Source organism: Pseudomonas sp. MDT2-39-1 (assembly GCF_054898085.1).
The window spans coordinates 2,801,395-2,826,629 of sequence record NZ_CM142716.1; the positions used below are offsets into that span (position 1 = coordinate 2,801,395).

The 25,235-nt window shown below is 60.4% G+C and carries 20 protein-coding genes; 9 read left to right on the forward strand and 11 right to left on the reverse strand.

Going from position 1 to position 25,235, the window contains the following annotated elements:
• Positions 1-105: 105 nt before the first annotated feature.
• The 5 genes from ACYZTM_RS13475 to ilvD all read left to right on the forward strand — a co-directional run bounded on the left by ACYZTM_RS13475 (position 106) and on the right by ilvD (position 7,072).
• Positions 106-1,302 (forward strand): class I SAM-dependent rRNA methyltransferase, encoded by a 1,197-nt coding sequence (locus ACYZTM_RS13475; protein WP_071490392.1) that lies wholly within the window; start codon positions 106-108, stop codon positions 1,300-1,302.
• A 427-nt stretch (positions 1,303-1,729) separates the two neighbouring features.
• Positions 1,730-2,809, forward strand: coding sequence for a SagB family peptide dehydrogenase (locus ACYZTM_RS13480; RefSeq protein WP_461988933.1), 1,080 nt, complete (start codon positions 1,730-1,732; stop codon positions 2,807-2,809).
• Positions 2,806-3,771: a diiron oxygenase gene (locus ACYZTM_RS13485; protein WP_131061092.1), complete on the forward strand. Its 966-nt coding sequence runs from the start codon at positions 2,806-2,808 to the stop codon at positions 3,769-3,771. Before ACYZTM_RS13480 ends, ACYZTM_RS13485 begins: the two co-directional genes overlap by 4 nt.
• Positions 3,764-4,972 carry an MFS transporter gene (locus ACYZTM_RS13490; protein WP_461988934.1) on the forward strand — a complete coding sequence of 403 codons (1,209 nt, stop codon included), beginning with the start codon at positions 3,764-3,766 and terminating at the stop codon, positions 4,970-4,972. Before ACYZTM_RS13485 ends, ACYZTM_RS13490 begins: the two co-directional genes overlap by 8 nt.
• A gap of 258 nt (positions 4,973-5,230) precedes the next feature.
• Positions 5,231-7,072: a dihydroxy-acid dehydratase gene (ilvD, locus tag ACYZTM_RS13495; RefSeq protein WP_131061090.1), complete on the forward strand. Its 1,842-nt coding sequence runs from the start codon at positions 5,231-5,233 to the stop codon at positions 7,070-7,072.
• Between the two features lie 255 nt (positions 7,073-7,327).
• On the opposite strand, the gene ACYZTM_RS13500 is transcribed toward ilvD, so the two are convergent.
• The gene (locus tag ACYZTM_RS13500; protein ID WP_461988935.1) at positions 7,328-8,383 is read right to left on the reverse strand and encodes an HAD family hydrolase; all 1,056 of its coding nucleotides are present in this window, start codon (positions 8,381-8,383) and stop codon (positions 7,328-7,330) included.
• 241 nt (positions 8,384-8,624) lie between these two features.
• On the opposite strand from ACYZTM_RS13500, the gene ACYZTM_RS13505 reads away from it, so the two are divergent.
• Complete coding sequence (locus ACYZTM_RS13505; protein ID WP_461988936.1) at positions 8,625-10,016, forward strand: L-cystine transporter; 1,392 nt, start codon at positions 8,625-8,627, stop codon at positions 10,014-10,016.
• 120 nt (positions 10,017-10,136) lie between these two features.
• Here the strand turns inward: ACYZTM_RS13505 and ACYZTM_RS13510 are convergent, their stop codons facing one another.
• On the reverse strand, positions 10,137-10,649 hold the full coding sequence (locus ACYZTM_RS13510; protein WP_131061087.1) for a dihydrofolate reductase: 513 nt from the start codon (positions 10,647-10,649) through the stop codon (positions 10,137-10,139).
• An 85-nt stretch (positions 10,650-10,734) separates the two neighbouring features.
• Between ACYZTM_RS13510 and ACYZTM_RS13515 the strand changes: the two genes are divergently transcribed.
• Positions 10,735-12,114: a DUF2868 domain-containing protein gene (locus ACYZTM_RS13515; RefSeq protein WP_461988937.1), complete on the forward strand. Its 1,380-nt coding sequence runs from the start codon at positions 10,735-10,737 to the stop codon at positions 12,112-12,114.
• A complete protein-coding gene (locus ACYZTM_RS13520; RefSeq protein ID WP_461988938.1) occupies positions 12,107-13,483 on the forward strand; it encodes a GTPase/DUF3482 domain-containing protein in 1,377 nt (458 codons plus the stop codon). The genes ACYZTM_RS13515 and ACYZTM_RS13520 overlap by 8 nt, the downstream gene beginning before the upstream one ends.
• Positions 13,484-13,632: 149 nt before the next feature.
• Here the strand turns inward: ACYZTM_RS13520 and ACYZTM_RS13525 are convergent, their stop codons facing one another.
• The 7 genes from ACYZTM_RS13525 to ACYZTM_RS13555 form a co-directional block, all read right to left on the reverse strand.
• A complete protein-coding gene (locus tag ACYZTM_RS13525) occupies positions 13,633-14,190 on the reverse strand; it encodes a phosphonate degradation HD-domain oxygenase (RefSeq protein ID WP_131061084.1) in 558 nt (185 codons plus the stop codon).
• On the reverse strand, positions 14,190-15,323 hold the full coding sequence (locus ACYZTM_RS13530) for a TIGR03364 family FAD-dependent oxidoreductase (RefSeq protein WP_461988939.1): 1,134 nt from the start codon (positions 15,321-15,323) through the stop codon (positions 14,190-14,192). The genes ACYZTM_RS13525 and ACYZTM_RS13530 overlap by 1 nt, the downstream gene beginning before the upstream one ends.
• 119 nt (positions 15,324-15,442) lie before the next feature.
• Positions 15,443-16,468, reverse strand: coding sequence for a putative 2-aminoethylphosphonate ABC transporter substrate-binding protein (locus tag ACYZTM_RS13535; protein WP_131061082.1), 1,026 nt, complete (start codon positions 16,466-16,468; stop codon positions 15,443-15,445).
• A gap of 48 nt (positions 16,469-16,516) precedes the next feature.
• Positions 16,517-18,241, reverse strand: coding sequence for a putative 2-aminoethylphosphonate ABC transporter permease subunit (locus ACYZTM_RS13540; RefSeq protein ID WP_461988940.1), 1,725 nt, complete (start codon positions 18,239-18,241; stop codon positions 16,517-16,519).
• Positions 18,241-19,317, reverse strand: coding sequence for a putative 2-aminoethylphosphonate ABC transporter ATP-binding protein (locus tag ACYZTM_RS13545; RefSeq protein WP_461988941.1), 1,077 nt, complete (start codon positions 19,315-19,317; stop codon positions 18,241-18,243). Before ACYZTM_RS13545 ends, ACYZTM_RS13540 begins: the two co-directional genes overlap by 1 nt.
• A 233-nt stretch (positions 19,318-19,550) precedes the next feature.
• The gene (locus tag ACYZTM_RS13550) at positions 19,551-20,414 is read right to left on the reverse strand and encodes a LysR family transcriptional regulator (protein WP_131061079.1); all 864 of its coding nucleotides are present in this window, start codon (positions 20,412-20,414) and stop codon (positions 19,551-19,553) included.
• Between the two features lie 16 nt (positions 20,415-20,430).
• Positions 20,431-22,710, reverse strand: a complete 2,280-nt coding sequence (locus tag ACYZTM_RS13555) for a heavy metal translocating P-type ATPase (RefSeq protein WP_461988942.1) — start codon at positions 22,708-22,710, stop codon at positions 20,431-20,433.
• An 85-nt stretch (positions 22,711-22,795) separates the two neighbouring features.
• On the opposite strand from ACYZTM_RS13555, the gene cadR reads away from it, so the two are divergent.
• Positions 22,796-23,245 carry a Cd(II)/Pb(II)-responsive transcriptional regulator gene (cadR, locus tag ACYZTM_RS13560; RefSeq protein WP_131061077.1) on the forward strand — a complete coding sequence of 150 codons (450 nt, stop codon included), beginning with the start codon at positions 22,796-22,798 and terminating at the stop codon, positions 23,243-23,245.
• Between the two features lie 126 nt (positions 23,246-23,371).
• Here cadR and ACYZTM_RS13565 read toward each other — a convergent pair whose 3' ends face one another.
• Both ACYZTM_RS13565 and lgt read right to left on the reverse strand, forming a co-directional pair.
• On the reverse strand, positions 23,372-24,343 hold the full coding sequence (locus tag ACYZTM_RS13565; RefSeq protein ID WP_131061076.1) for a thymidylate synthase: 972 nt from the start codon (positions 24,341-24,343) through the stop codon (positions 23,372-23,374).
• 48 nt (positions 24,344-24,391) lie between these two features.
• The gene (gene lgt, locus ACYZTM_RS13570) at positions 24,392-25,198 is read right to left on the reverse strand and encodes a prolipoprotein diacylglyceryl transferase (protein ID WP_131061075.1); all 807 of its coding nucleotides are present in this window, start codon (positions 25,196-25,198) and stop codon (positions 24,392-24,394) included.
• Between the last annotated feature and the right edge of the window lie 37 nt (positions 25,199-25,235).

Here is a 25,235-nt window from a genome sequence, read left to right on the forward strand (position 1 = left end):
GGAGCGAGGCTTGCCCGCGAAGGCGTCATCAGCGTTTCATCGCCCGCCCGGCCCGCCACCACACTCAACACGCTATACTCCCGCTCTTTTTTCCGGAGCGACGTCATGTCCCTGCCTAGCCTGCGCCTCAAAGCCAACGCCGACCGTCGCCTGCGAAACGGCCACTTGTGGGTCTACAGCAACGAAATCGATGTAGCCGCCACCCCATTGCACGGCTTTCAAGCTGGCGATCAGGCGATCCTCGAAGCCGCCGGCGGCAAGACGCTGGGCATCGTGGCCATGAGCCCGAACAACCTGATCTGCGCCCGCTTGCTGTCGCGCGACATCAAGTTGCCGCTGGACAAGTCGTTGCTGGTCCATCGCCTGAACGTTGCGCTGTCCCTGCGCGATCGCCTGTTCGACAAGCCGTTCTATCGCCTGGTCTACGGCGACTCCGACCTGCTGCCAGGTCTGGTGGTCGACCGCTTCGGCGACATCCTGGTGGTGCAGATCGCTTCGGCGACCATGGAAGCCCATAAAGAAGACGTGATCGCGGCGCTGACCCAAGTGCTCAAGCCAAGCGGCATCCTGTTCAAAAATGACTCCGCTGCCCGTGATGCCGAAGGCCTCAACCGCTATGTCGAAACCGTGTTCGGCCTGGTGCCGGAGTGGGTCGCATTGGAAGAGAACGGCGTGAAATTCGAAGCACCGGTCATCCAGGGTCAGAAAACCGGCTGGTTCTACGACCACCGCATGAACCGCGCGCGCCTCGCCCCTTATGCCAAAGGCAAACGCGTGCTGGACCTGTACAGCTACATCGGCGGCTGGGGCGTGCAAGCCGCCGCATTCGGCGCCAGTGAAGTGTTCTGCGTCGACGCGTCGGCCTTCGCCCTCGACGGCGTCGAGCGCAACGCCGCACTGAACGGCGTCGCCGAAAAAATGACCTGCATCGAAGGCGACGTGTTCGAAGCCCTCAAAGAGCTGAAAGCCAGCGAAGAACGATTCGACGTGATCGTTGCCGATCCGCCCGCCTTCATCAAACGCAAGAAAGACATGAAGAACGGTGAAGGCGCGTACCGTCGCCTGAACGAGCAAGCCATGCGCCTGCTCAGCAAGGACGGCATCCTGGTCAGCGCGTCGTGCTCGATGCACCTGCCGGAAGACGATCTGCAGAACATCCTGCTGACCAGCGCCCGTCACCTGGACCGCAACATCCAGATGCTCGAGCGTGGCGGTCAAGGCCCGGATCACCCGGTCCACCCGGCCATCGCCGAAACCCGCTACATCAAGAGCATCACCTGCCGGTTGCTGCCAAACAGCTGATGACGCCGGTTTGACGGGGAGCCAGCCGGCTCCCCGTTCTATTATCTGTTATTGATTCCCCCTCAAACTTCCTACACTTGCAATCCTACGAACTTGCAGGACGTTTCCTTGTGTCTTTAATTAATAAGAATACGCCTGACAAAACTTGTTCACGCACATGATTGTTCCGACAAAACTTCTGGAGGATTCCTACCTAATATTGCCTTGATAAGCGCTAATTACGCTCTATGATTGAGAGTGTCACAACGAAGTGACACTCACTTTCAATTACAAGGAGTTCCAAAATGAAAGCAATTACTCTGGAAGCTAACAGCATCGCTAACCTGGCTTTTCTGGTCGCCCCTAAAGCCCGTTAAGTAAATGAGGCGCTGGGGAGTGCCGGCTACCCAGCGTTTTTTATGGCATTGCCCAGAGCGAACCGCCCATCATGCAGATCAGCCCTCATTTATTCATACTTCCTCGTACGCCCGGTCAAATAGTCTGGGATTACAAGAACCACAAGCAATTTGAACTAAACCTGAAGTACTCCACTCGACTGGCCGAACTTATCGACAACCCCGAAAAGTTCAACCACCGCAGTACAATCGACACTCAGCTGCTCAACGCTGGAATACTGACAACATCAACAACAGGCAGTATTGAATGGGGCTGGGACGAACTGTCGAAGATATATCATATCGGCACCAAGAACATTCCTTGCGAACATATTCCGCAAGACATTAATGAATGGTCAAAACAATACCTTGATCATTGCACCGACGTGCTGTCCACATCCACGCCCAAACCCAGGCGCTCGGAACGCCTGGCAGGCGAGCTGATTGCCCTGCCAAAACCTTCCTCCCTGCCGGAAGGCTCCCTGGCAAATGCCCTGGTCAATCGCAAAACCTGCCGCACGTTCACGGGTGAAGCCGTTTCCCTCGAAGCGGTGAGTACATTGCTGTACCTGTCCCTTGGCTATCTGCATGAGCGCGAAAACGACGTCGACGAAAGCATTGTCGAAGGCCTTGGCGCCCGGCGAAGCAGCCCGTCCGGAGGCGGACTGAATGCCTGCGAAGGCTTTCTGCTGGTGCAAAACGTCAACGGCCTGCAACCCGGTCTCTACGCCTACCACCCCATCGGGCATGCACTGAGTTTCGTTAATCCGCTGCCTCGTCAGCCTTTGGGTCAACTGATGTGCGGGCAACATTTCATCAATAACCTGCCCGCAGGCCTGTTCATCACCAGTCGATTCGACAAGCTGTGGTGGAAATATGAACACTCGCGGGCCTACCGAATGGCCTACGTCGAGGCCGGCCATATTTCTCAGACCTTTCAACTGGCGGCCACTTCGCAGGGATTGAACACCTGGCTGACCGGCGCCTTGACGGATGATCAGGTCGAAGCGTTGCTGGGACTTGAGGACAGTGCAGAACAACCGTTGTTTTTTGTCGGCTGCGGCCAGAGCGACGGGCAAGTGATGTGCAAGGAGTTGAAAGCACTGCTGAGCAATCGGGGACAGGAACAATGACCGAGCCCCTCATCGACCCCGCGTCTTGGGCCAATCGCTTCACCCTTGGAGACTGGAATACCCGAGCCTCGGTGCGCATCAGCGAACACGCCTATCAACGGCCCTCGAACCTGGAACAGCAACTGGAGACCCGCCACTGGTTCCCTCCGGCCTTCCTGCCTTACCTGAATCACCCGGCGGTCAAAGCAGCAGGCAGAGGGATCATTCATCGCCTGACCGCCAACCATTTGGTGCATTTCCTCGACTACACCACCCTGCTCGAACACCGTATCGTCAACCGATCCGTGGAAACCATCGCTCACAACGAACTGGGGGTCTCCATCCCCCAACGGATGAAAACGGCCGCGCTGCAGCTCTACACCGATGAGGCTTATCACGCGCTGTTCTCCAATAGCCTCGCCGAGCAGATTGCTGACATTTACGGCATGACTGATCGCCCGGTCATGCCCCAGCGGATAGCCCGGCTGAACGCCCTGCTCGACCGCACCCCAGACAAGCACAAAGCACTGGCGTGGTTTCTCGTCGGCTTCGTCTCGGAAACGATTATCGCCAAGGAACTGCTCGACGTTTGCCGCGACACGTTGGTCAGCAGCGTTCAGGAAATGCTCAGGGATCACCTTGCCGACGAGGCGCGACACAGTCGCTACTTTTGCGAAGTATTCCATTATCTGTGGCTGCAGTTGAGCTGTGGCCAACGCACGTTCACCGCCAGGTTGCTCCTGGAAATCCTGCTGATTTTCTTTGAAGTTGATGAACGCTGGCTTGGCGAAAGCCTGCGCAGCGCCGGCCTGAGCGAAATGTCTGTGGCGCAAATCCTTTGTGATCTGACCGGCCCGCAAGCACTACGCCTGCGCGCCCGGTCGGGTGCTGGTGCCACGTTGAACGCTATGAAAAAGGCGGGTTTCTTCGATCTGCCTGCCAATCGGCAGCTCTTCTCCAGGGCGGGGCTTCTCGATGAATGACGGTAAACATGTACCCCGTATCGAAAAACATCGTGCGATGGTCATTCTGTTGATGACCATGACGCTGCTAGGCGTCTTTCCCCTGGATGTGGTGCTCCCGTCCTTTCCCGATCTTTCCGGCTACTTTCGGACCTCACCGTCCAACATCGCCCTTTCCGTCAGCATGTTCGCCATTGGCCTGGCGTTCTCTGTGGTGCTGGTCGGACCGTTGTCAGACTTGTGGGGGCGCAAGAAGCTGCTGCTGGCAGGTATCGCAATCGCGGTGATCGGTGCCGCGGGGTGCCTGGCTTCCAGCGAATACAGCTGGTTTTTGTTCTTTCGGGTGATCCAGGCCGTTGGCTGCGGATCCTTTGTCCTGTCACAGGCACTGGTTCAGGATCTGTTCGTCGGCAAGGAACAGGAGCGAATCAGAATCTGGATGGTGACCGGCGGCGGGGTGTTCATTTCGATTTCGCCCCTGCTGGGGACGTGGCTGCAATTGCAGCTAGGCTGGCAGGGCAGCTTTTATGTGTTTATCACCCTCGCTGTCATTGTCTGGCTTAAAGCCCTTTTCCTGCTCAGGGAAAACCCGCACCTTCATACCACGGCACATGAGCGATTGTTCAGTGCCTATTGGCGGCTGTGTTCGGATCTGCGCTTCATGGGTTACTGGTTTATTTCAGCCCTGGCTTTCGCCTGCCATTTCTCGTTCATCGTCACTTCACCAATCATTTTCATGGAGCGGCTGGCGCTCTCGCCTTACGAATTTGCCTGGGCGTTGTTGCTGTATGGCGTGGCCTATGTGTTTGGCGGGATTGCCGCCAGTGTTCTGCATCGGCATCTGCGGGCCAACACGCAAATAGTCATTGGTCTGGGACTGATCGCGTTGTCAGGGCTGGTGATGCTTTGGTTGGCGGATCAGCTCGGGCTCTCTGCGGCGACGGTGCTGATACCCATGCTGATTTGTACCGCAGGCACCACCATTACCAGGCCCATCGCCAACTCCAAAGCCATGAGTCTCTACCCACAGAATGCCGGAACCTCTACCTCGGTGGGCGGCGTGCTGATTTTCATGTGTGGCGGCGTGATCAGCGTGGTGATCAATCTCGCGTCCGAGGACCTGACCACGGCACTGGCCCTTTGTTTCCTGATCTTGAGTGCCACGGGTCTTGGCTTGAATGTACTGATTACACGAAGTCATCTGGCGCTGAAAGTGGGCTGAAACCTGCCAGTCGTCATCCCGCACGCTGTGTCAGCGCTGGATCAACGCTTCCCGGCATTCCCTCCTGACGCCAGCCGTGTAGAATCGCGGCATTCATCGCCAGTCATCCCCCGGCGGGTTTATGAGCTCAAGCTGAAGCGCGCGGCGATCCCGCAAAGTTATCGGCAACTTCCGGACACACGGCCATTTCTGGGTGTTCCAGACGTCAATAGAAGCTCACTTCCCTTTTGATACCTGATTAGCCGCCCGGAGTGCTTCATGCCTGATTACCGCTCGAAAACGTCCACCCATGGCCGCAACATGGCCGGCGCCCGCGCACTGTGGCGCGCCACGGGGATGAAGGATGACGACTTCAAAAAGCCGATCATCGCCATTGCCAACTCCTTCACCCAGTTCGTACCGGGCCACGTCCACCTCAAGGACCTGGGCCAGCTGGTCGCCCGCGAAATCGAACGCGCCGGCGGTGTAGCGAAAGAATTCAACACCATTGCCGTGGATGACGGCATCGCCATGGGCCACGATGGCATGCTCTATTCGCTGCCGAGCCGCGAGATCATCGCCGACTCCGTCGAATACATGGTCAACGCCCACTGCGCCGACGCCATCGTCTGCATCTCCAACTGCGACAAGATCACCCCCGGCATGCTGATGGCGTCCCTGCGCCTGAACATCCCGGTGATCTTCGTTTCCGGCGGCCCGATGGAAGCCGGCAAGACCAAACTGGCCAGCCACGGTCTCGACCTCGTCGACGCCATGGTGATCGCCGCCGACTCCAGCGCTTCTGACGAGAAAGTCGCCGAGTACGAGCGCAGCGCCTGCCCGACGTGCGGCTCCTGCTCCGGCATGTTCACCGCCAACTCGATGAACTGCCTGGTCGAAGCCCTCGGCCTGGCATTACCGGGCAACGGTTCGACCTTGGCCACCCACAGCGACCGCGAGCAGCTGTTCCTGCAGGCCGGTCGCACCATCGTCGAGCTGTGCAAGCGTTACTACGGCGAGAACGACGAGTCGGTGTTGCCGCGCAACATCGCCAACTTCAAGGCGTTCGAAAACGCCATGACGCTGGACATCGCCATGGGCGGTTCCACGAACACCATCCTGCACCTGCTGGCCGCGGCCCAGGAAGCCGAGATCGATTTCGACCTGCGCGACATCGACCGCCTCTCCCGTCACGTGCCGCAACTGTGCAAAGTCGCGCCGAACATCCAGAAGTACCACATGGAAGACGTGCACCGTGCTGGCGGGATCTTCAGCATCCTCGGCTCCCTGGCCCGTGGCGGTCTGCTACACACCGATCTGCCGACCGTGCACAGCAAAACCCTGGCCGAAGGCATCGCCAAGTGGGACATCACACAGACCGACGACGAAGCGGTGCATCACTTCTTCAAGGCCGGTCCGGCGGGCATCCCGACGCAAACCGCGTTCAGCCAGTCGACCCGCTATGAAACCCTGGACGACGATCGTGAAAACGGCTGCATCCGCAGTGTCGAGCACGCTTACTCGAAAGAAGGCGGCCTGGCCGTTCTCTACGGCAACATCGCACTTGATGGTTGCGTGGTGAAAACCGCGGGCGTCGACGAGTCGATCCACGTCTTTGAAGGCAACGCGAAGATCTTCGAAAGCCAGGACAGCGCCGTACGCGGCATCCTCGCGGACGAAGTGAAGGCCGGCGACATCGTGATCATCCGTTACGAAGGACCGAAAGGCGGCCCGGGCATGCAGGAAATGCTGTACCCGACGTCGTACCTGAAATCCAAAGGCCTGGGCAAAGATTGCGCCCTGCTCACCGACGGCCGTTTCTCCGGCGGCACTTCGGGCCTGTCCATCGGCCACGCTTCGCCAGAAGCGGCTGCGGGCGGCGCGATTGGCCTGGTGCAGGATGGCGACAAGGTGCTGATCGACATTCCGAACCGCTCGATCAACCTGTTGATCAGCGACGAAGAAATGGCTGGGCGCCGTGCCGAGCAGGATCAGAAAGGCTGGAAACCTGTGGAAAAACGTCCACGTAAAGTGACCACCGCACTGAAAGCCTACGCCCTGCTGGCGACCAGCGCCGACAAGGGTGCTGTGCGTAACAAGGCAATGCTTGACGGGCTGTAAGCGTCAATCGCAGAAACGAAAATGCCCCGCCAAGTGCGGGGCATTTTTTTGTCTGACCGAAATCCACCAAACGATGGAGATCAATGTGGGAGCTGGCTTGCCTGCGAAGAGGCCGGCACATCCAGCATTAACGTTGATTGACACACCGCATTAGCGGGCAAGCCCGCTCCCACAGGGATCTTCGGTGTTCACACAACCTCTGGATCACCCAAGACCTGTGGGAGCAAGCCTGCTCGCGATGGCTGCGCCTCGGTCTTACTGAATCTCCTCCGGCTTGACGATCACCCAGTTCTTGTCCGCCGTCACCGGCAACCCTTCCTTGGCCTGAGCCGCAGCGTTTTTGGCCATCATGCCGTTAATCTGGGTCATGTATTTGTCTTTGCGGTTGACCCACAAGTGGATGCCGCCCTTGGCCACGTCGACACCGTGGAACAGCATGAAACCATCGCTGCTCGGGGTGTCGCCGCCTACCAGCACCGGTTTTTTCCACTCATCGATGTAAGTCAGGATCGCCGCGTGCTTACCGGCCATCCAGGTCGCCGGGGTCCACAGGTACGGCGTCAGTTCGAGGCCCAGGTTAGCCTTCTCGTCATACTTGCCAGCGGTGATTTGCTTGCGCGCCGTGGTCAGTTCGCCAGACTTGGGATCCTTGAGCAGCAAGCTCACGCCGATCACGTTCTGCGGTTTCACGTTGTAGCCGTACTTCGGATCGGAAGCGACCATGCGCACCAGTTCTTCGGAGGCCGCGGTCATCACGTAGACCTCGATGCCGTTCTCCATCAGCTTGTTGTACAGCTCGGTTTGACCGGTGAAGACTTTCGGCGGATTGACGTCGAGTTTCTTGACCACGTCGCCTTCGTAGTAAGTGGCCGGCACCGGTTTGCCGGACGCCATCAACTCATCGACATAACCCTTGAGCTCTGAGAGCGTGAAGCCGGAGAACACCTGGGCGACCCATGGATAGCAAACCATGTCGTCGAGTTCGCAGAGGCGGTAGTAGTAACTGAATAGGCTTTCCTTGTGGTCGGCGGTGTCCTTGAACGGAATCAGTTTCAGGGAGGGGTCTAGTTTCTCGCGGGTGATCAGGCCTTTGTTTTCCATGTACGGCAGCAACGACTCTTCGAGGTCGTAGCGGTAACTGGTGTTGTCCATGTCGAACACCGCGTAGTTACCTTTGTTAGCGTTGGCCGCAATCATCGCGTCCAGCGCCTTGGCCTGATCGGCTGGCCAGTGTTTCAGATCCGTGGCGAGCACTTGGCCGGCGAGGCCAAGACAGAGTGCGGCAACCAGAAATTTTGGTGCGAACTTCATCTGCATTTCTCCCTGATTCAAAGATATCGACGCTATCAAATTAGTGTGACAGTCCCCGTCTGCCTGCGACCGTTAACGCACCTATTGCGCCAGCTGCATCCCCGACAGCGACATCGGCTTATTCCAAAAACGACGGTTTTCATGCGTTTTTGGTATTAATTCATTGTAAATCAAGCTGTTAGGCTTGCCGGTTCGCAGCTGCCCCGGAAGGTGGCTGGCACAAGTCACTTTCGGAGTTCTCATGAATCTGCCGCTGATCCTCAATCTTCTGGTGTTCCTCGCGTTACTGCTTGGCCTCGCGCAAACCCGTCACACCACCTGGAGCCTGGCAAAAAAAGTCCTGCTCGCGCTGGTGCTCGGCGTGGTATTCGGTGTTGCCTTGCACACCGTTTACGGTGCCGGCAACCCGGTGCTGAAAGCCTCGATCGGCTGGTTCGATCTGGTGGGCAACGGTTACGTGCAGTTGCTGCAAATGATCGTGATCCCGCTGGTGTTCGCCTCGATCCTCAGCGCCGTGGCACGCCTGCACAACGCTTCCTCGCTGGGCAAGATCAGCTTCCTGACCATCGGCACGCTGCTGTTCACCACCGCCATCGCGGCGCTGATCGGTATCGGTTTGACCAACCTGTTCGGCCTGACCGCCGAAGGCCTGGTGGCCGGCACCCAGGAAATGGCCCGTCTGCAAACCATCCATACCGACTATGCGGGCAAGGTTGCCGACCTGAATGTGCCGCAGCTGCTGCTGTCGTTCATTCCGCAAAACCCGTTCGCCGACCTCGCTCGCGCCAAGCCGACCTCGATCATCAGCGTGGTGATCTTCGCTGCGTTCCTCGGCGTCGCGGCGCTGCAACTGCTCAAGGATGACGTGCAGAAAGGTCAGAAAGTGATCAACGCCATCGACACCCTGCAAGCCTGGGTGATGCGCCTGGTTCGCCTGGTGATGAAGCTGACCCCGTACGGTGTGTTGGCGCTGATGACCAAAGTGGTCGCCGGTTCCAACCTGCAAGACATCATCAAGCTCGGCAGTTTTGTGGTGGTTTCCTACCTCGGCCTGGGCCTGATGTTTGTGGTCCATGGCCTGCTGGTGTCGGCGGCTGGGATCAACCCGTTGCGTTTCTTCCGCAAGATCTGGCCGGTGCTGACGTTTGCGTTCACCAGCCGCTCCAGCGCCGCGACGATTCCGCTGAGCATCGAAGCGCAAACCAACCGCTTGGGCATCCCGCAATCCATCGCCAGTTTCGCCGCTTCGTTCGGCGCAACCATTGGCCAGAACGGCTGTGCCGGTCTGTACCCGGCGATGTTGGCGGTGATGGTCGCGCCAACTGTCGGCATCAATCCGCTGGACCCGCTATGGATCGCGACGCTGGTGGCGATTGTGACCTTGAGCTCGGCCGGTGTGGCGGGCGTGGGCGGTGGTGCAACGTTTGCCGCGCTGATCGTGCTGCCCGCGATGGGCTTGCCGGTGTCATTGGTGGCGTTGCTGATTTCGGTTGAGCCGCTGATCGATATGGGCCGCACGGCGTTGAACGTGAGTGGCTCGATTACGGCCGGGGCGATTACCAGCCAGATGATGCAGCAGACGGATAAAGAACTGCTGGGTGCGGATGAGCATGCGGAGCTGGCTCACGCTTAAGTCTTTCAGCGACTGAGCGGGCCTCTTCGCGGGCAAGCCTCGCTCCTACAGAATTTGTGTCGTACGCAATTTTCGTTATCGACACAAATCCTGTAGGAGCGAGGCTTGCCCGCGAAGCTTTTAGGCTTTTTCCCAAACCTCGAAGTTGTACGCCGGCTTGTCACCTTCAGCCCGATTCGGGGTATTGGACACCAACTTCCACGCCTTCAAATCAAACTCCGGAAACCACGCATCCCCCTCCGGGCTCAACGCCACACGCGTCAGATACAACCGATCCGCCTGCGCTACCCCCTGCGCATACAACTGCGCCCCGCCAATCAGCATCACCTCGTCGACGCCCTGCTCCTTCGCCCATTCCTGCGCGCGAACCACGGCAGCCTCCAGTGACGGATAAACCTCCGCGCCTTCCAGCACCAGATCCGCCTGACGGCTGACCACGATGTTCAAGCGGCCAGGCAGCGGACGACCAAGGGAATCCCAGGTCTTGCGACCCATGATGATCGGCTTGCCCAGGGTCGTGGCCTTGAAGTATTTGAAGTCCCCCGGCAAGTGCCAGGGCATGCTGTTGTCGACGCCGATCACACGGTTTTCACCGAGGGCTGCGATCAGGCTGAGGGGGAGTGGTTTAGTCATGCTGGCGAGGATACCAGAGCCTCCCGTACCCCGATAAGCGCCACAGCGGTTATGCTCACAGCTCAATTGAGCGACGGGATGCCGCGTGACTGAACTGACTCCACTGCAAAACCTCTGGCTGACCGAGACGGTGCGCCTGCGTGAAGAACACGCCGGCCCCCTGGATGATCTGGAAGCCAACCGACTGGCCCGCAGCGCCGGCGGCGACCTGCCGACGCGGATTCAGCGCCGGGCGGTGTGGCTGGCCGAGCGCGACGGCTTGGCCGACGCCCTCAAACATTGGCTGCAAGGTGCGCGACTGGCGCTGATCGTCATGGCGGTGCTGGCCATTGTCAGCGGCGCGGGCCTGGCGTTTGCCGCGCTGGGTGACGGCCAGACCCCGGTGAATGTGTTTTGGGCCTTGGGCAGTCTGCTTGGGCTCAATCTGATTCTGTTGTTGAGCTGGGCGTTGGGGCTGGTGTTTGCCGGTGAACACGGCGCCAGCCTTGGACGCTTGTGGCTGTGGCTCAGCGAAAAACTCGCCCGGGATGCCAAAGCTGCGCAACTGGCGCCAGCGCTGCTGCTGTTATTGCAGCGACAGAAACTCAATCGCTGGGCGATCGGCGTGCTGGTCAATGGCTTGTGGTTACTGGCGATGCTCAGCGCCCTGGTGATTTTGCTGACGCTCATGGCGACCCGGCGCTACGGCTTCGTCTGGGAAACCACTATTCTGCGCGGCGAAACCTTCGTCGCCATGACCCAGGCCCTCGGCGCCCTGCCAGCGTTGCTCGGTTTCAGCGTGCCCACTGTGGAGATGATCCGCGCCAGTGGCGATGCCGCGCTGAACATCGAAAGCGCCCGTCAGGCCTGGGCGGCATGGCTGGTGGGCGTGTTGCTGGTCTACGGCGTGTTGCCGCGTCTGTTGCTGGCGGTGTTCTGCCGGTGGCGCTGGAAATCTGGTCAGGCAACTTTGCGCCTGGATTTGAACCTGCCCGGTTATGCCCAACTGCGCGAACGCCTGATGCCCACCAGCGAACGCCTCGGCATCAGCGATGCCGCGCCTGCGCAACTTCATCGTGTGGAAAGCGGTGTCAGTGAACAGCAGAGCGATGGCGCACTGCTGGTGGCCATCGAGCTGGACGATCAACGCCCGTGGCCGCCGCCACTGCCGAAAACCGTGAACAACGCCGGCATCCTCGACAGCCGCGAGTCACGCAACAAACTCCTCGAACAGCTGAGTCGTTTTCCCCCGGCACGCCTGGCAATTGCCTGCGATCCGCGCCGCTCACCAGACCGTGGCAGCCTGGCACTGATCGCCGAACTCGCGCGCAATGCCGCCGCCACCCGTGTCTGGTTGCTGCAAGCGCCGCCCGGCGAAGCACTGGATGCCGAACGCCTGGGTGACTGGCATGTGGCGCTGCAACAGCTGGACCTGCCGTTCGCCGATTGCGTGCCCGTGAACTGGCTGGAGACCGGCCATGACTAATACCTGGAAAGCGCCCTTGAAGCTGGCCGTGGTCGGCCACACCAATGTCGGTAAAACCTCGTTGCTGCGCACGCTCACCCGGGATGTCGGTTTCGGTGAAGTGTCCCATCGCCCCAGCACCACCCGCCACGTCGAAGGCGCGCGGTTGTCGGTGGACGGCGAGCCCTTGCTCGATCTCTACGACACGCCAGGCCTTGAAGACGCCATCGCCCTGCTCGACTACCTCGAACGCCTGGAACGTCCCGGCGAACGCCTCGACGGCCCGGCACGGCTGGCGCGATTCCTGGAGGGCAGCGAAGCCCGGCAGCGCTTTGAACAGGAAGCCAAAGTGCTGCGGCAGCTGCTCGCCTCGGACGCCGGCCTCTATGTGATCGACGCCCGGGAGCCGGTGCTGGCCAAGTACCGCGACGAACTGGAAGTACTGGCCAGTTGCGGTAAACCGCTGCTGCCGGTGCTGAATTTCGTCAGCAGCGCCAATCATCGCGAGCCGGATTGGCGTGAAGCCCTGGCACGGTTGGGCTTGCATGCCCTGGTGCGATTCGACAGCGTCGCGCCGCCCGAGGATGGCGAACGCCGACTCTATGAAAGCCTCGCCTTGCTGCTGGAAAATTCCCGCGAACAATTGGAACGCCTGATCGCCGATCAACAGGCCCAACGCCTGGCCCGCCAGCAAAGTGCGGCGCGGCTGATTGCCGAGTTGCTGATCGATTGCGCCGCGTGCCGACGCAGCGTGGTCAGCGATGCGGATCAGGAACAGCAGGCCATCAGCGAACTGCGCAAAGCCGTTCGCCAACGGGAACAGCGCTGCGTCGAAGCCTTGCTCAAGCTCTACGCCTTCCGCCCACAGGACGCGGCGGCCAGTGATCTGCCGCTGCTCGATGGCCGTTGGGGCGATGATTTGTTCAACCCCGAAACCCTCAAGCAACTCGGCGTCCGGGTCGGCGGTGGTATCGCGGCAGGCGCGGCCGCCGGTGCCGGGATCGACTTGTTGGTGGGCGGCCTGACCCTCGGCGCGGCGGCACTGGCCGGCGCGATTGCCGGCGGTGCGCTGCAAACCGCCCGCAGTTATGGCGGCCGGTTGATGGGCAAGATCCGAGGCCAGCGAGAGTTGACGGTCGACGACAGTGTGTTGAGGTTGTTGGCATTGCGTCAGCGGCAACTGCTGCAAGCGCTGAATGTGCGCGGGCACGCGGCGATGGACAGCATTCAGGTGGCCACGCCACAGGACAAGACCTGGCGCGAAGGCAAATTGCCCGAAGCCCTGAACAAGGCTCGGGCGCATCCGCAGTGGTCGTCGCTGAATCCCCAGGCGAAGTTGAGTCAGGCGGAAAGGCAGGAGCAGGTTGAGGTGTTGGCGCAGCAGTTGTAAACCTTGGTCATTATGGTGTTTGGGCTGGCCCCATCGCGAGCAGGCTCACTCCTACAGGATATGTGGTGGACACAAGTTCTGTAGTCACTACGGAATCTGTAGGAGTGAGACCGGCTTGCCGGCGAAGGCAGCACCTCGATCTCAAAGCATTACGCAGCCAACAACCGCAACGCCTTGTCCTTCAACACCCCCAGATCAATCACCGGCACCCACATCTCCTTGGCCAACTCATCCCACTGCCGCATGCGCAAACTGACTTCGCACAACGGGTCCTGTTCGAAGGCTTCAACCTCGGCCGGCGTCATCACCCCGCCCTGATATTCCAGGGTCCGACGGCTGGCTTCGCTCAATCGCTCGTAGTACCCGGGCACTTTGAGCGTCAGATAACGCTTGGCCTGAACGTGGTATTCCACCAGCCGCGCCATGCGTTCGCTGAAACCAGCCCGACGCAAGTAATCGGCGCCCAGACGCTCGTGGCTGACCACGCCGAAACCGCCCATGTTCTGCGCGCTGTCGGTGCAGATATGCCCGATGTCATGGAAGAACGCGGCCAGCACCACTTCATCATCGAAGCCCTCGGCCATGGCCAGTTCGGCCGCCTGGGACATGTGCTCGATCTGCGACACCGGCTCGCCGATGTAATCGCTGTCGCCAAAGCGCTCGTACAAACCGAACACCTCGGCAATCACTTGCTCAGGACGCGCCATCAATCTTCCCCCAACACGTGAGCGACATTACGTTCGGCCATCGCCGGCCCGACACTCATGCCGACCCCGGTGTGCATCAGCGCCACGCTCACACCCGGCATCGGCCGCAAGAACGAGAACGGCCCTGGCCCCCGTGAACCATAGACACCCTGCCAGCGCTCGACCACTTGCACCTTGCAAGCCAGGGTTTGTTCAGCGAGTTCGATCATCCAGCTATCCACTTGCTCGGCATTGAACGGCGACGGATCGCTGCCGTAATGGTGGGAGTCGCCGATGATCAATTCGCCGTAAGGCGTCGGGCTGATCAGCAGGTGGATGCCGTTTTCATGCAGGTGCGGTTCCTCGCGCAGGATTTGCGCCTGCACCGCCGCCGCTTCCGGCAGATCGGCGAAAGCGCCGTAGTGCACGCAACTCAAACCGGTGAGCAACGCGTGTTGCAGATTGAGGTTGATCTGCGGTCGGGCGCGGAGCATTTGCAGGCGACAGATTTGCGGATTGAGCGCGGCAATCGGCTCGGCCAGCAAGGTCTGATAGTCGTGGCCGGAGCAGACGATGATCTGCTCGGCGCTGAAAGTGCCGGCGGTGCTGTGCAGGCGACCCGGTTCGATGTCGCGCACCAACGTGGAGAAGTGAAACTCGACGCCGAGGTCGCGGCGCAGGTAGTCGATTAGCGCCGGAATCGCTTCGCGCGAATACAGTTGTTGATCATCCATGCCATGCAACGCAGCGCGGTGATGGCGGAACTGGCCGCCGTACAGGTCGCGCAGTGCAGCACCGCGCAACAGGTCGACGCGGTAACCGTGTTCCACGGCGCGGCCGGCGCAGAAAGCTTCCAGCAGGTGTTCTTCGGCTTCGGTGCGGGCGAACAGGTACGAGCCGTTGCGCTTGAGTTGCAGGCCCGCCAGTTGCGCCCAGTGGCCCCAGATCTCTCGACTGGCTTTGGCCAGCTCGAGCATCGGGCCCGGTGGCTGGCCGGTGACGAGGGCCTGGCCGAAGTTGCGGACCGAGGCGCCGAGCGGGGTTTCGCTGCGTTCGAAAACCGTGACTTTGAGACCGCGTCTGGCGGCGGCGTAGGCGTGGGACAGGCCTAAAATGCCAGCGCCTACGATCAGCATGTCGTTGTGTTGTGTCATGAAGTTTTGCCCTGAATTCGAAGCCGCCTTCGCGGGCAAGCCTCGCTCCTACAGGGGAACGCGTATCCCTGTAGGAGCGAGGCTTGCCCGCGAAGGGGCCCTGTCAGCCGATGGAAATCTTACTTGGCAACCACTTTCTCGGACTTGCCGTCATAACGCTTGCGCCATTCGGTCAGGATCTCGTCGCGATTCTTCGACGCCCAGGCAAAGTCGTTCTTGATCAAACGCTGCTCATAATCCGCAGGCAATTCGGTCTGCGGCTTGGCGATGCCAGGCTGAGCGAGCACCGCGAAGTTCTCCTTATAAAGCTCCATCGCCGCAGGACTTGCCGAGAAGTCAGCCAGCTTCTTTGCCGCCTCTTCATGCGGTGTGCCCTTGATCACAGCGGTCGCTTCGATCTCCCAGCCCAGGCCTTCCTTCGGCAGGATGATGTCCAGCGGCGCGCCCTGACGTTTCAGCTGAACGGCCGGGTATTCAAAGGAAATACCGATCGGGAACTCACCCGCTGCCGCCAGCTTGCACGGCTTGGAACCGGAGTGAACGTACTGGCCGATGTTCTGGTGCAGGTCGTCCATGTACTGCCAGCCCTGCTTCTCGCCGAAGGTTTGCAGCCAGGCGCTGACGTCGAGGAAACCGGTGCCGGACGAGGCCGGGTTCGGCATCACGATCTTGCCTTTGTACTCAGGCTTGGTCAGGTCCTGCCAACTCACAGGTTTGGTCAAACCCTGCTTTTCGGCTTCAACCGTGTTGAAGCAAATGGTCGCGGCCCAGACGTCCATGCCGACCCAGGCTGGCGGGTTGGCCGCATCGCGGTAGTTGCCGCCGATCTTGCCCAGGTCCTTCGGCGCATAGCTTTGCAGCATGCCTTGCTGATCGAGAATCGCCAGGCTTGAGGCCGCCAGGCCCCAGACCGCATCAGCCTGCGGGCGGGCTTTTTCGGCCAGCAGCTTGGCGGTGATGATGCCGGTCGAATCGCGCACCCACTTGATCTCGATGTCCGGGTTGGCTTTTTCGAAGGCTTCTTTATAGGTCTTCAGTTGTTCGGCTTCGAGGGCGGTGTACACCGTCAACTCGGTTTGCGCCGCGAAGGCGTTCAGGCTGAAAGCGGTGAGGACAGCAGCGGCCAGGGCCAGGGGCTTGAACATGATCTTTTCCTGTTTGAGTTGAAGGCTTTGGGGTTGAGGAGCAGGGAATCAATTGCCAGGCGCGGTCTGTCGCCAGGCTTGGGAGCGGCGCAGCAAACCACGCGAGGCCCAGGCCAGCAGCAGGGACACGCCCGCCGAGGTGAACAGAATCAGGGTCGACATCGCCGCCGCGCCGCCGACGTTGCCGGCGTCGTCCATGTTCAGCACCGCCACTGCCGCGAGGATGGTGTCGGGGCTGTAGAGGAAGATCGCCGCCGAAACGGTGGTCATGGCCGAGACGAACAGGTAGCGCACGATGTCCAGCAATGCCGGCAGGCAGATCGGCACGGTGACGCGCAGGTAGTGCCGATACAGCGGCGCCTTGAGCGACAGCGCGGCGGCTTCGAACTCGGCATCGAGTTGGCGCAGCGCGGTGGTGGCGGTCATTTGCGCGGTGGTCAAATAGTGAGCAATGGTGCAGACCACCAGCAGGGTCATGGTTCCGTAGAGCACATGCAGCGGGTTGCCGGTGAGGTTGAAGAAGAAGACGTAACCCAGGCCCAGCACCAGACCCGGCACCGCCATCGGTACGAAACTGAGCATGCGCAGGGTCAGATTCAACCCGCGCTGACCCTTGGTTTTTTCCATCAGGTAGGCGCCGGTGAAGATCAGCACGCTGCCGATCAACGCCGTGCACAGGGCCATCTTCACGCTGTTGCCGTAGGCCAGCCAGCCACCGCCCGCCGTGTCGTTGAACTGATAATGGTTGAGCGACAGCGACAGGTTGTACGGCCAGAATTTCACCAGCGACGAGTACACCGCCATGCCGAACACCAGCAGCAACACCGCGCAGATCAGCAACACGATCGCCAGGTAGCAGCCATCACGCAGCTTCGACGGCGCCGGTTGAAACACCTGAGCCCGGCCACTCATGGAATCGCCATGACGCCGACGCAACCAGGCATCGACCGCAAAACTGAACAGTGCCGGCAGCAACAGCACCATGCCGATCAATGCGCCGCGGCCGAATTGTTGCTGACCGACCACTGCTTTGTAGGCTTCCAGCGCCAGTACTTGATAATCGCCACCGACCACCACAGGCACACCGAAGTCAGTGATGGTCAGGGTGAACACCAGACAGAACGCCGCGAACACAGCCTGACGCGTCGCCGGCCAGGTGATGCTACGGAAAGCTTTCGCCGGACTGGCGCCCATGCTGGAGGCCGCATCGAAGAGTCGCGCATCCGCCAGCGACAACGCCGACAGCAGAATCATCAAAGCGTGTGGGAAGGTGTAGATGACCTCGCCCAGAACAATGCCCCAGAAGCCGTAGATATTGTCCGAGAGCAAACCGCGCAACATGCCCTGATTGCCGAACAGATAAACCAGCGCAATACCCGGCAACATCGACGGCGCCATCAGTGGCAACAGTGACATCCCACGCCAGATGCCTTTGCCCGGAATCAAGGTGCGTTGCAGCGCGTAGGCAAACAGGTAAGCCAGCGGAACGACAATCGCCGCAACGCTGAGGGAAACTTTCAGGCTATTGCCGAGCAGCCAGTGGAAGTTCGCACTGGTCACCAGCTCTCGTGCAGCGGCCAGGCCACCACCCTGCCCGGCTTCGGAACTGAAACCACGCCAGAAGATCGCCAGCAACGGCATCAACACCGCGACGCCGAGTAACACCAGCAACAGGACTTTTCCGCCGACCACGAACACCCGGTCGCCGATCTCGGCACGGGAGGTCTGCCGAACCTGCTTGTGCGGTATCGGCAGCGCGATGTTCGCGCTCATCAGGCAAACACCTGCAGGCTGCGCGGTGGCAAGGCGACCATGATCTGCTGGGCGCCGAGACGCGGCATGGCTTCCGGCGCGAGTTCCGCCAGCAATGCATGGCCTGGCAGTTGATCGAGTTCGAAGCTCATGCGGCAGCGATTGCCGAGGAAAGTAATCTCGCGAACCTTGGCCGGGAACAGGTTCTCTTCATGCACGGGCGGGTTGACGTTGATCGCTTCGGGGCGGCAGAACAGACGGCCCGACGTGGTTTTAGCGCTGCCATCCGCCAGGCGCATGCTCATCCCGCCGACCTGGGCGTGGCTGTCGCTGCTACGGTGAAACGGCAGCCAATTGCCCTGCCCGACGAACTCCGCCACAAACGGTGTCGCCGGACGGTCGTAGATTTCCTGCGGCGTGGAGTATTGCTCAACCTTGCCGTTGTTCATCACGGCGATGCGGTCGGCCATCAGCATCGCTTCGTCCTGATTGTGCGTGACCATCAGGGTGGTGACGCCGAGGTTGCGCTGCAGTTGGCGCAGTTCGGTGCACAGATGCTCGCGGACTCGGGCGTCGAGGGCCGACATCGGTTCGTCGAGCAGCAGCAACGAAGGCGCCGGCGCCAATGCCCGAGCCAGCGCGACACGCTGCTGTTGGCCGCCAGACAATTGGCCGGGGTATTTTTTCTCACTGCCGATCAGGCCGACCAGTTCCAGCATCTGACCGACACGCTGGCGCACTTCATCGCGACCACTGCCGGCGAGGCCGTAGGCGATGTTCGCTTCGACGGTGAGATTGGGGAACAGCGCGTAGGACTGGAAGAGAATGCCGTAGTCCCGTGCCTGGGGTGCCAGGTGGGAAACGTCGCGATCGCCGAGGTACAACTCGCCGCTGTCTTGTTTCTCCAGACCGGCGATGCAGCGCAGCAAGGTGGTCTTGCCACAGCCCGACGGGCCCAGCAGGCACACCAGTTCACCGGCGGCGACGTCGAGAGATACGTTGTCCAGCGCGGTGAAGGCGCCAAAGCGTTTCTGCACGCCGCGCACTTTCATCGGGGCGCCGGGGTTGGTCAGGGCAGTTGCGATCGAGTGGTTCATGGACGGGCCTCATCAAGCAGATGAGAGCCATCCTAGATTTGTAATGCGTCGGTCATGTGGCAGTGAGGCAAAAACGGCTGATAGTGGTATTCAGGGATTTGGGTTCAAGAGTTCAAGTCTTGCGCTGCCTGACCCGACGCCTTCGCGGGCAAGCCTCGCTCCTACAGGTCGATCGCATTCCCCTGTAGGAGCGAGGCTTGCCCGCGAAGAGGCCAGACCAGTCACCACAACTTTTAGGCCGGGGCCATTTCCTGCGCCAACCCCAGAAACGCCGCCGGCAACCGCGCGCCTTTTCGTTCCTTGAGGCAGTACAAATACTCGGGAATCTGCGGCGCATTCTCAATCGTCAGCACGCGCAGTTGCGGATCATGCGGCACTTCCTGCCGGGCGATGATGCTGATGCCGATGTTGCGCAGCACCGCCTCACGAATCGATTCACGGCTGCCGATCTCCAGCAGCGGCCCGAAACTCACCCCGGCGCTGGCCAGCAACTCTTCGGTCAATCGCCGAGTCGTAGAGCCCGACTCGCGCATCAACAAGGTATGCCCGGCCAACGCACTGAGCGGCACATGGTCGTGGACCGCCAGCGGATGATTGCAATGCACTGCCAACACCAGCGGATCGCTGCCGAGCACCCGACGTATCAGCCGCGCATCGTCGAGCAACTGCGAGGACGCCGCGACATCCACCCGGTAATCCTCCAGCGCCTCCAGCACCTGCTGGGAGTTGCCGATCTCCACCGATACTTCCACCTGCGGCAGGCGCTCGCGAAAGGTCTTCACCAGATCGAGGATGTAATACGGCGCCGTGGCGGCAATGCGCAACGTGCCCTGGACCTGGCCGCTGTTGCGCAGGAAAAACTCGATGTCGGCTTCCTGCTGCAACAGCGCCTTGACCATCGGCAACAACCGCGCACCTTCATCGCTGACGCTGAGGCGGCGGCCGCCACGGTAGAACAGTTCAACCGAGTACTGACTTTCCAGGTTGCGGATTTGCGTGGTCACCGTGGGCTGGCTCAGGCCGAGCTTTTTCGCCGCCAGGGTAATGCTGCCCAAGCGGGCAACCATGTAAAACGCCTTCAGCTCGGCACTCAGCACACCCTTTCCTCATCGCTTATTTGCGCAGCAGACGCAAACCGTTGAACACCACCAACAGGCTCACGCCCATGTCGGCGAACACCGCCATCCACATGGTGGCGATCCCGGCAAAGGTTACCCCAAGAAAGATCGCCTTGATGACCAAAGCGAGGGCGATGTTCTGTTTGAGGATAATCGAGGTCTGCCGCGACAGGCGGATGAACGCAGGGATCTTGCGCAGATCGTCGTCCATCAGGGCGACATCGGCGGTCTCGATGGCGGTATCGGTGCCGGCTGCGGCCATGGCAAAACCGATCTCGGCCCGGGCCAGCGCCGGCGCATCATTGATGCCGTCGCCGACCATGCCGACGTTATGGCCCTGTGCATAAAGGGCTTCGATGGCTTGCAGCTTGTCAGTCGGCAGAAGATCGCCCTTGGCCTCGTCGATGCCGACTTGCACGGCAATCGCCTGAGCGGTGTGGATATTGTCGCCGGTCAGCATCAGGGTTTTGACGCCCAGATCGTGCAGTTGCTGGATCGCTTCGCGGCTGGACTCTTTGACCGTATCCGCCACGGCGAACAGCGCCAGTGGGCCGGACTTGTCGAGCAACAACACTACGGACTTGCCCTGTTTTTCCAGTGCAAACAGTTGTTCTTCCAGCTCGGGCGAACAAAGATTCAGCTCTTCCACCAAGCGGTGGTTGCCCAAATGGTAAACCTGACCGTTGATTTCACCGCGGACACCGCGACCGGCCAAGGCTTCGAAGTTATCCACAATGAGTGGCGCCAATTGTTTATCCACAGCCGCGTTGGCGATGGCCAGCGACACCGGGTGATCCGAGCGACCGGCCAACGCCGCTGCAATCGCCGGGGCGGTTGCGTCAGCGATTGGATCAAGCGACAAATAATCGGTCTGCACCGGTTTGCCGTGAGTAATGGTGCCGGTCTTGTCCAGGGCCAGGTAATCGAGCTTGTAACCGCCCTCCAGATAAACACCGCCCTTGACCAGGATGCCTTTGCGCGCCGCCGCTGCAAGGCCGCTGACGATGGTCACCGGGGTGGAAATCACTAGCGCACATGGGCAGGCGACCACCAGCAACACCAGCGCCCGGTAAATCCAGTCGAACCACAGCGCTCCCATGAACAACGGTGGAATCACTGCCACCGCCAGGGCAAAGATGAACACTGCCGGGGTATAGATTTTCGAGAATTGATCGACGAAGCGCTGGGTCGGCGCCCGTGCGCCTTGGGCCTGTTCCACGGCGTGGATGATCCGCGCCAGGGTCGAGTTATTCGCCGCGGCGGTTACGGTGTATTCCAGCGAGCCCGCCTGGTTGATGGTGCCGGCGAAGACCTTATCGCCCACCGTCTTCTCGATCGGCAGGCTTTCGCCGGTGATCGGTGCCTGATCGATGGTCGAACTGCCCGACACCACTTCGCCGTCCAGGCCAATCCGCTCGCCGGGACGAACCCGCACGCGCGCACCGAGCTCAATGGTTTTGACGTCTTGCTCGACCCAACTGCCGCCAGCTTGCTGCACCGTGGCCCGCTCCGGAGTCATCTGCATCAAGCCGCCAATGGCGTTGCGCGCCCGGTCCAGCGACTTGGCTTCGATCAACTCGGCCACGGTGAACAGGAACATCACCATCGCCGCTTCCGGCCATTGGCCGATCAGGATCGCGCCAGTCACCGCGATGCTCATCAGCGCATTGATATTCAGGTTGAGGTTCTTGAGCGCGATCCAGCCTTTCTTGTAAGTGGTGAGGCCGCCACTGAGGATCGAAATCAGCGCGATGATTGCCACCACCCACATCGGTGCGGCGTTGGTGAAGTGGATAACTTCTGCAGCCAGCGCACCCACGCCGGACAGCGCCAGGGGCCACCAGTGCTTTTTCTCGGGAATTGGCGCGGGCGCTTCTTCGCCCTGCTCCATCGGTTCGGCCACCATGCCCAGCGACTTGATCGCCTCGATAATCGGCGCAGTGCTTGGCAGGTCATGGGTCACGCCCAGTACCCGATTGATCAGGTTGAATTCCAGTTGCTGCACACCCGCAAGCTTGCCCAGTTTGTTCTGGATCAGCGTCTGCTCCGTCGGGCAATCCATGGCGTCGATGCGGAAGCTGCTCAGCCGTGCGCCGTCGGTCGGCTTGTCGCTCAACTTGATCAGCGAAGGTGCTGCCGCTTTGGATGAACAGCAAGAGTCCCCGTGCCCGCCGTGGTCATGTTTCTGCACAGGCTGCAGCTTGTGGCTGTGATCGTGATCGTGATCGTGATCGTGATCAGCCTCGGGTTTATGGGTGTGAAGGGAATCGCTCATCGGGTTACGTCCATGAAGGTGCCTGTTGCCAAGTAAAGACCCTGTAGCCACTATAGGGTCAAGCACCTATTTGGAGATTGCCGTCATGAAGATCGGAGAACTGGCGAAACTCACCGACTGCGCCGTGGAAACCATCCGCTACTACGAGCGCGAAAACCTGCTGCCGGAGCCGGCCCGCAGCGACGGCAACTACCGCGTCTACACCCAGGCCCACGCCGAGCGCCTGACCTTCATCCGCAATTGCCGCACCCTCGACATGACCTTGGAGGAGATTCGCAGCCTGCTGGCCTTGCGCGACAGTCCGCAGGATCAGTGTGAAAGCGTGAATGCGTTGATCGACGAGCACATTTATCACGTGAAGGCGCGGATTGACGGGTTGCTGGCGTTGCAGACGCAACTGCTCGACCTGCGCCAACGCTGCAGCGAAGGACCGGATATTGATCAATGCGGGATTTTGCAGCGACTGGAAGTGAGTGGCGGGGTTGTGGCGACGGAGGTGGAGCATTCTCATGTCGGCCGCAGTCACGGCCACTAGGAACACCTCATAACCAAATGTGGGAGCGGGCTTGCTCGCGAATGCGGTGTGTCAGACAACATCTCTGTCGACTGACACTCCCTCTTCGCGAGCAAGCCCGCTCCCACATTTGGTTGGTGTTATGGCTTAAACCGCCATCGGCGCGGTCATTGGGGCGTGGTGTTCGTAACCTTCCAGCGAGAAATCACTCGGCTCGATCAACTCCAGCCACTCCGGCTGATACTCACCGGTCTTGGCAAACTCTGGCACGCGGTCGCTGATCACCAGTTTCGGCATCGGGAACGGCTCGCGTTTGAGCTGTTCGTTCAGCATGTCCAAATGGTTTTCGTAGACGTGGGCGTCGCCGATGAAATAGGTGAACCAACGCGGCGTGTAGCCGGTCAGGCGCCCGATCAGGCTCAGCAGCGCAGCGCCTTCGGTGAGGTTGAACGGTGTGCCCAGGCCCAGGTCGTTGGAGCGGATGTAGAGGGTCAGGGAGATTTCCTTGGTCTCTACATTCGGGTGGAACTGGTACAGCAGATGGCACGGCGGCAGGGCCATTTCATCGAGCTGGGCGACGTTCCAGCCGTGGAACAGGATGCGGCGGCTGCCCGGGTCCTTGATGATGGTATCGACGCACTGGCGGATCTGGTCGATCGCCTTGTACAGAACGACGTAAGCCCGACCATCTTCTTCGCCTTCGGCGATCTGACGATAACCCTGGCTCAGGGTCTGTTCGATGGCGGCTTTATTGCTGACCGGAATCTGCTTGTACGCCGGCCATTTGCGCCATTGCACGCCGTAGATCTCACCGAGGTCGTCTTCACCCTGACGGAACGGGTTGGCCAGCCACTGCGCGTTTTCGTTGGCGTTCTGGTCCCAGACCTTGCAGCCCAGCGCGCGGAACTCCGCGGCGTTGTTCACGCCACGCAAAAAACCACACATCTCGCCGATGGCTGATTTGAAGGCCATCTTGCGCGTGGTGATCGCCGGAAAACCTTCTTTCAGGTCATAACGCAGCATCGCGCCCGGAAAGCTGATGGTGTTCACGCCGGTGCGGTTGGCCTGTTTGGTGCCGTTCTTGATGACGTGGGCGACCAGTTCGAGATATTGCTTCATGAGTTACCTGTGTCCTTGAACCCGGGGTCGTCACCCCGGGGTTCGAATTTATACAGCGGCCGCCGGAGTTGCCGGGGCGCGGTGATACGCCAGCCAGATCAGGAACAGCCCGCCGACGATCATCGGTATGCAAAGTACCTGGCCCATGGTCAGCCAGTTCCAGGCCAGATAGCCCAGTTGCGCGTCCGGTACACGAACGAATTCCACAATAAAACGGAAGATGCCGTAGAACAGCGCGAACATCCCGGACACCGCCATGGTCGGTCGCGGCTTGCGCGAGAACAGCCAGAGAATGGCGAACAGCGCCACGCCTTCGAGCGCGAACTGATACAGCTGCGACGGGTGGCGCGCCAATTGCGCCGGATCGGTCGGGAAAATCATCGCCCACGGCACGTCGGTCGCCTTGCCCCACAACTCGGCGTTGATGAAGTTGCCGATGCGCCCGGCACCCAGGCCGATCGGCACCATTGGTGCGACGAAGTCCATCAGCTGGAAGAACGACTTGCCGTTCTTTTTACCGAACCACAACGCTGCCAGCATCACGCCGATAAAGCCGCCGTGGAACGACATGCCGCCCTTCCAGACCTCGAAAATCAGCGTCGGGTTGGCCAGATAAGCATTCAGATCGTAGAACAGCACGTAGCCCAGGCGTCCGCCGACGATAACGCCCATCGACATCCAGAAGACCATGTCGGAGAGTTTCTCCTTGGTCCAGGTCGGGTCGAAGCGGTTGAGTCGGCGCGATGCCAACAGCCAGGCGCCGCCGATGCCGATCAGGTACATCAGACCGTACCAGTGGATTTTCAGCGGACCGATGGCCAGAGCCACCGGGTCGATCTGCGGGTAAGGCAGCATTGCGACTCCTTTTTAAGTTGAAACCAGAATTCCCGGG

Bases quoted from the DNA above. Each gene is read 5' to 3' on its own strand.
- ACYZTM_RS13475 (WP_071490392.1), top strand. From the start codon at position 106: ATGTCCCTGCCTAGCCTGCGCCTCAAAGCCAACGCCGACCGTCGCCTG.
- ACYZTM_RS13480 (WP_461988933.1), top strand. From the start codon at position 1,730: ATGCAGATCAGCCCTCATTTATTCATACTTCCTCGTACGCCCGGTCAA.
- ACYZTM_RS13485 (WP_131061092.1), top strand. From the start codon at position 2,806: ATGACCGAGCCCCTCATCGACCCCGCGTCTTGGGCCAATCGCTTCACC.
- ACYZTM_RS13490 (WP_461988934.1), top strand. From the start codon at position 3,764: ATGAATGACGGTAAACATGTACCCCGTATCGAAAAACATCGTGCGATG.
- ilvD (WP_131061090.1), top strand. From the start codon at position 5,231: ATGCCTGATTACCGCTCGAAAACGTCCACCCATGGCCGCAACATGGCC.
- ACYZTM_RS13500 (WP_461988935.1), bottom strand. From the start codon at position 8,383: ATGAAGTTCGCACCAAAATTTCTGGTTGCCGCACTCTGTCTTGGCCTC.
- ACYZTM_RS13505 (WP_461988936.1), top strand. From the start codon at position 8,625: ATGAATCTGCCGCTGATCCTCAATCTTCTGGTGTTCCTCGCGTTACTG.
- ACYZTM_RS13510 (WP_131061087.1), bottom strand. From the start codon at position 10,649: ATGACTAAACCACTCCCCCTCAGCCTGATCGCAGCCCTCGGTGAAAAC.
- ACYZTM_RS13520 (WP_461988938.1), top strand. From the start codon at position 12,107: ATGACTAATACCTGGAAAGCGCCCTTGAAGCTGGCCGTGGTCGGCCAC.
- ACYZTM_RS13525 (WP_131061084.1), bottom strand. From the start codon at position 14,190: ATGGCGCGTCCTGAGCAAGTGATTGCCGAGGTGTTCGGTTTGTACGAG.
- ACYZTM_RS13530 (WP_461988939.1), bottom strand. From the start codon at position 15,323: ATGACACAACACAACGACATGCTGATCGTAGGCGCTGGCATTTTAGGC.
- ACYZTM_RS13535 (WP_131061082.1), bottom strand. From the start codon at position 16,468: ATGTTCAAGCCCCTGGCCCTGGCCGCTGCTGTCCTCACCGCTTTCAGC.
- ACYZTM_RS13540 (WP_461988940.1), bottom strand. From the start codon at position 18,241: ATGAGCGCGAACATCGCGCTGCCGATACCGCACAAGCAGGTTCGGCAG.
- ACYZTM_RS13545 (WP_461988941.1), bottom strand. From the start codon at position 19,317: ATGAACCACTCGATCGCAACTGCCCTGACCAACCCCGGCGCCCCGATG.
- ACYZTM_RS13555 (WP_461988942.1), bottom strand. From the start codon at position 22,710: ATGAGCGATTCCCTTCACACCCATAAACCCGAGGCTGATCACGATCAC.
- cadR (WP_131061077.1), top strand. From the start codon at position 22,796: ATGAAGATCGGAGAACTGGCGAAACTCACCGACTGCGCCGTGGAAACC.
- ACYZTM_RS13565 (WP_131061076.1), bottom strand. From the start codon at position 24,343: ATGAAGCAATATCTCGAACTGGTCGCCCACGTCATCAAGAACGGCACC.
- lgt (WP_131061075.1), bottom strand. From the start codon at position 25,198: ATGCTGCCTTACCCGCAGATCGACCCGGTGGCTCTGGCCATCGGTCCG.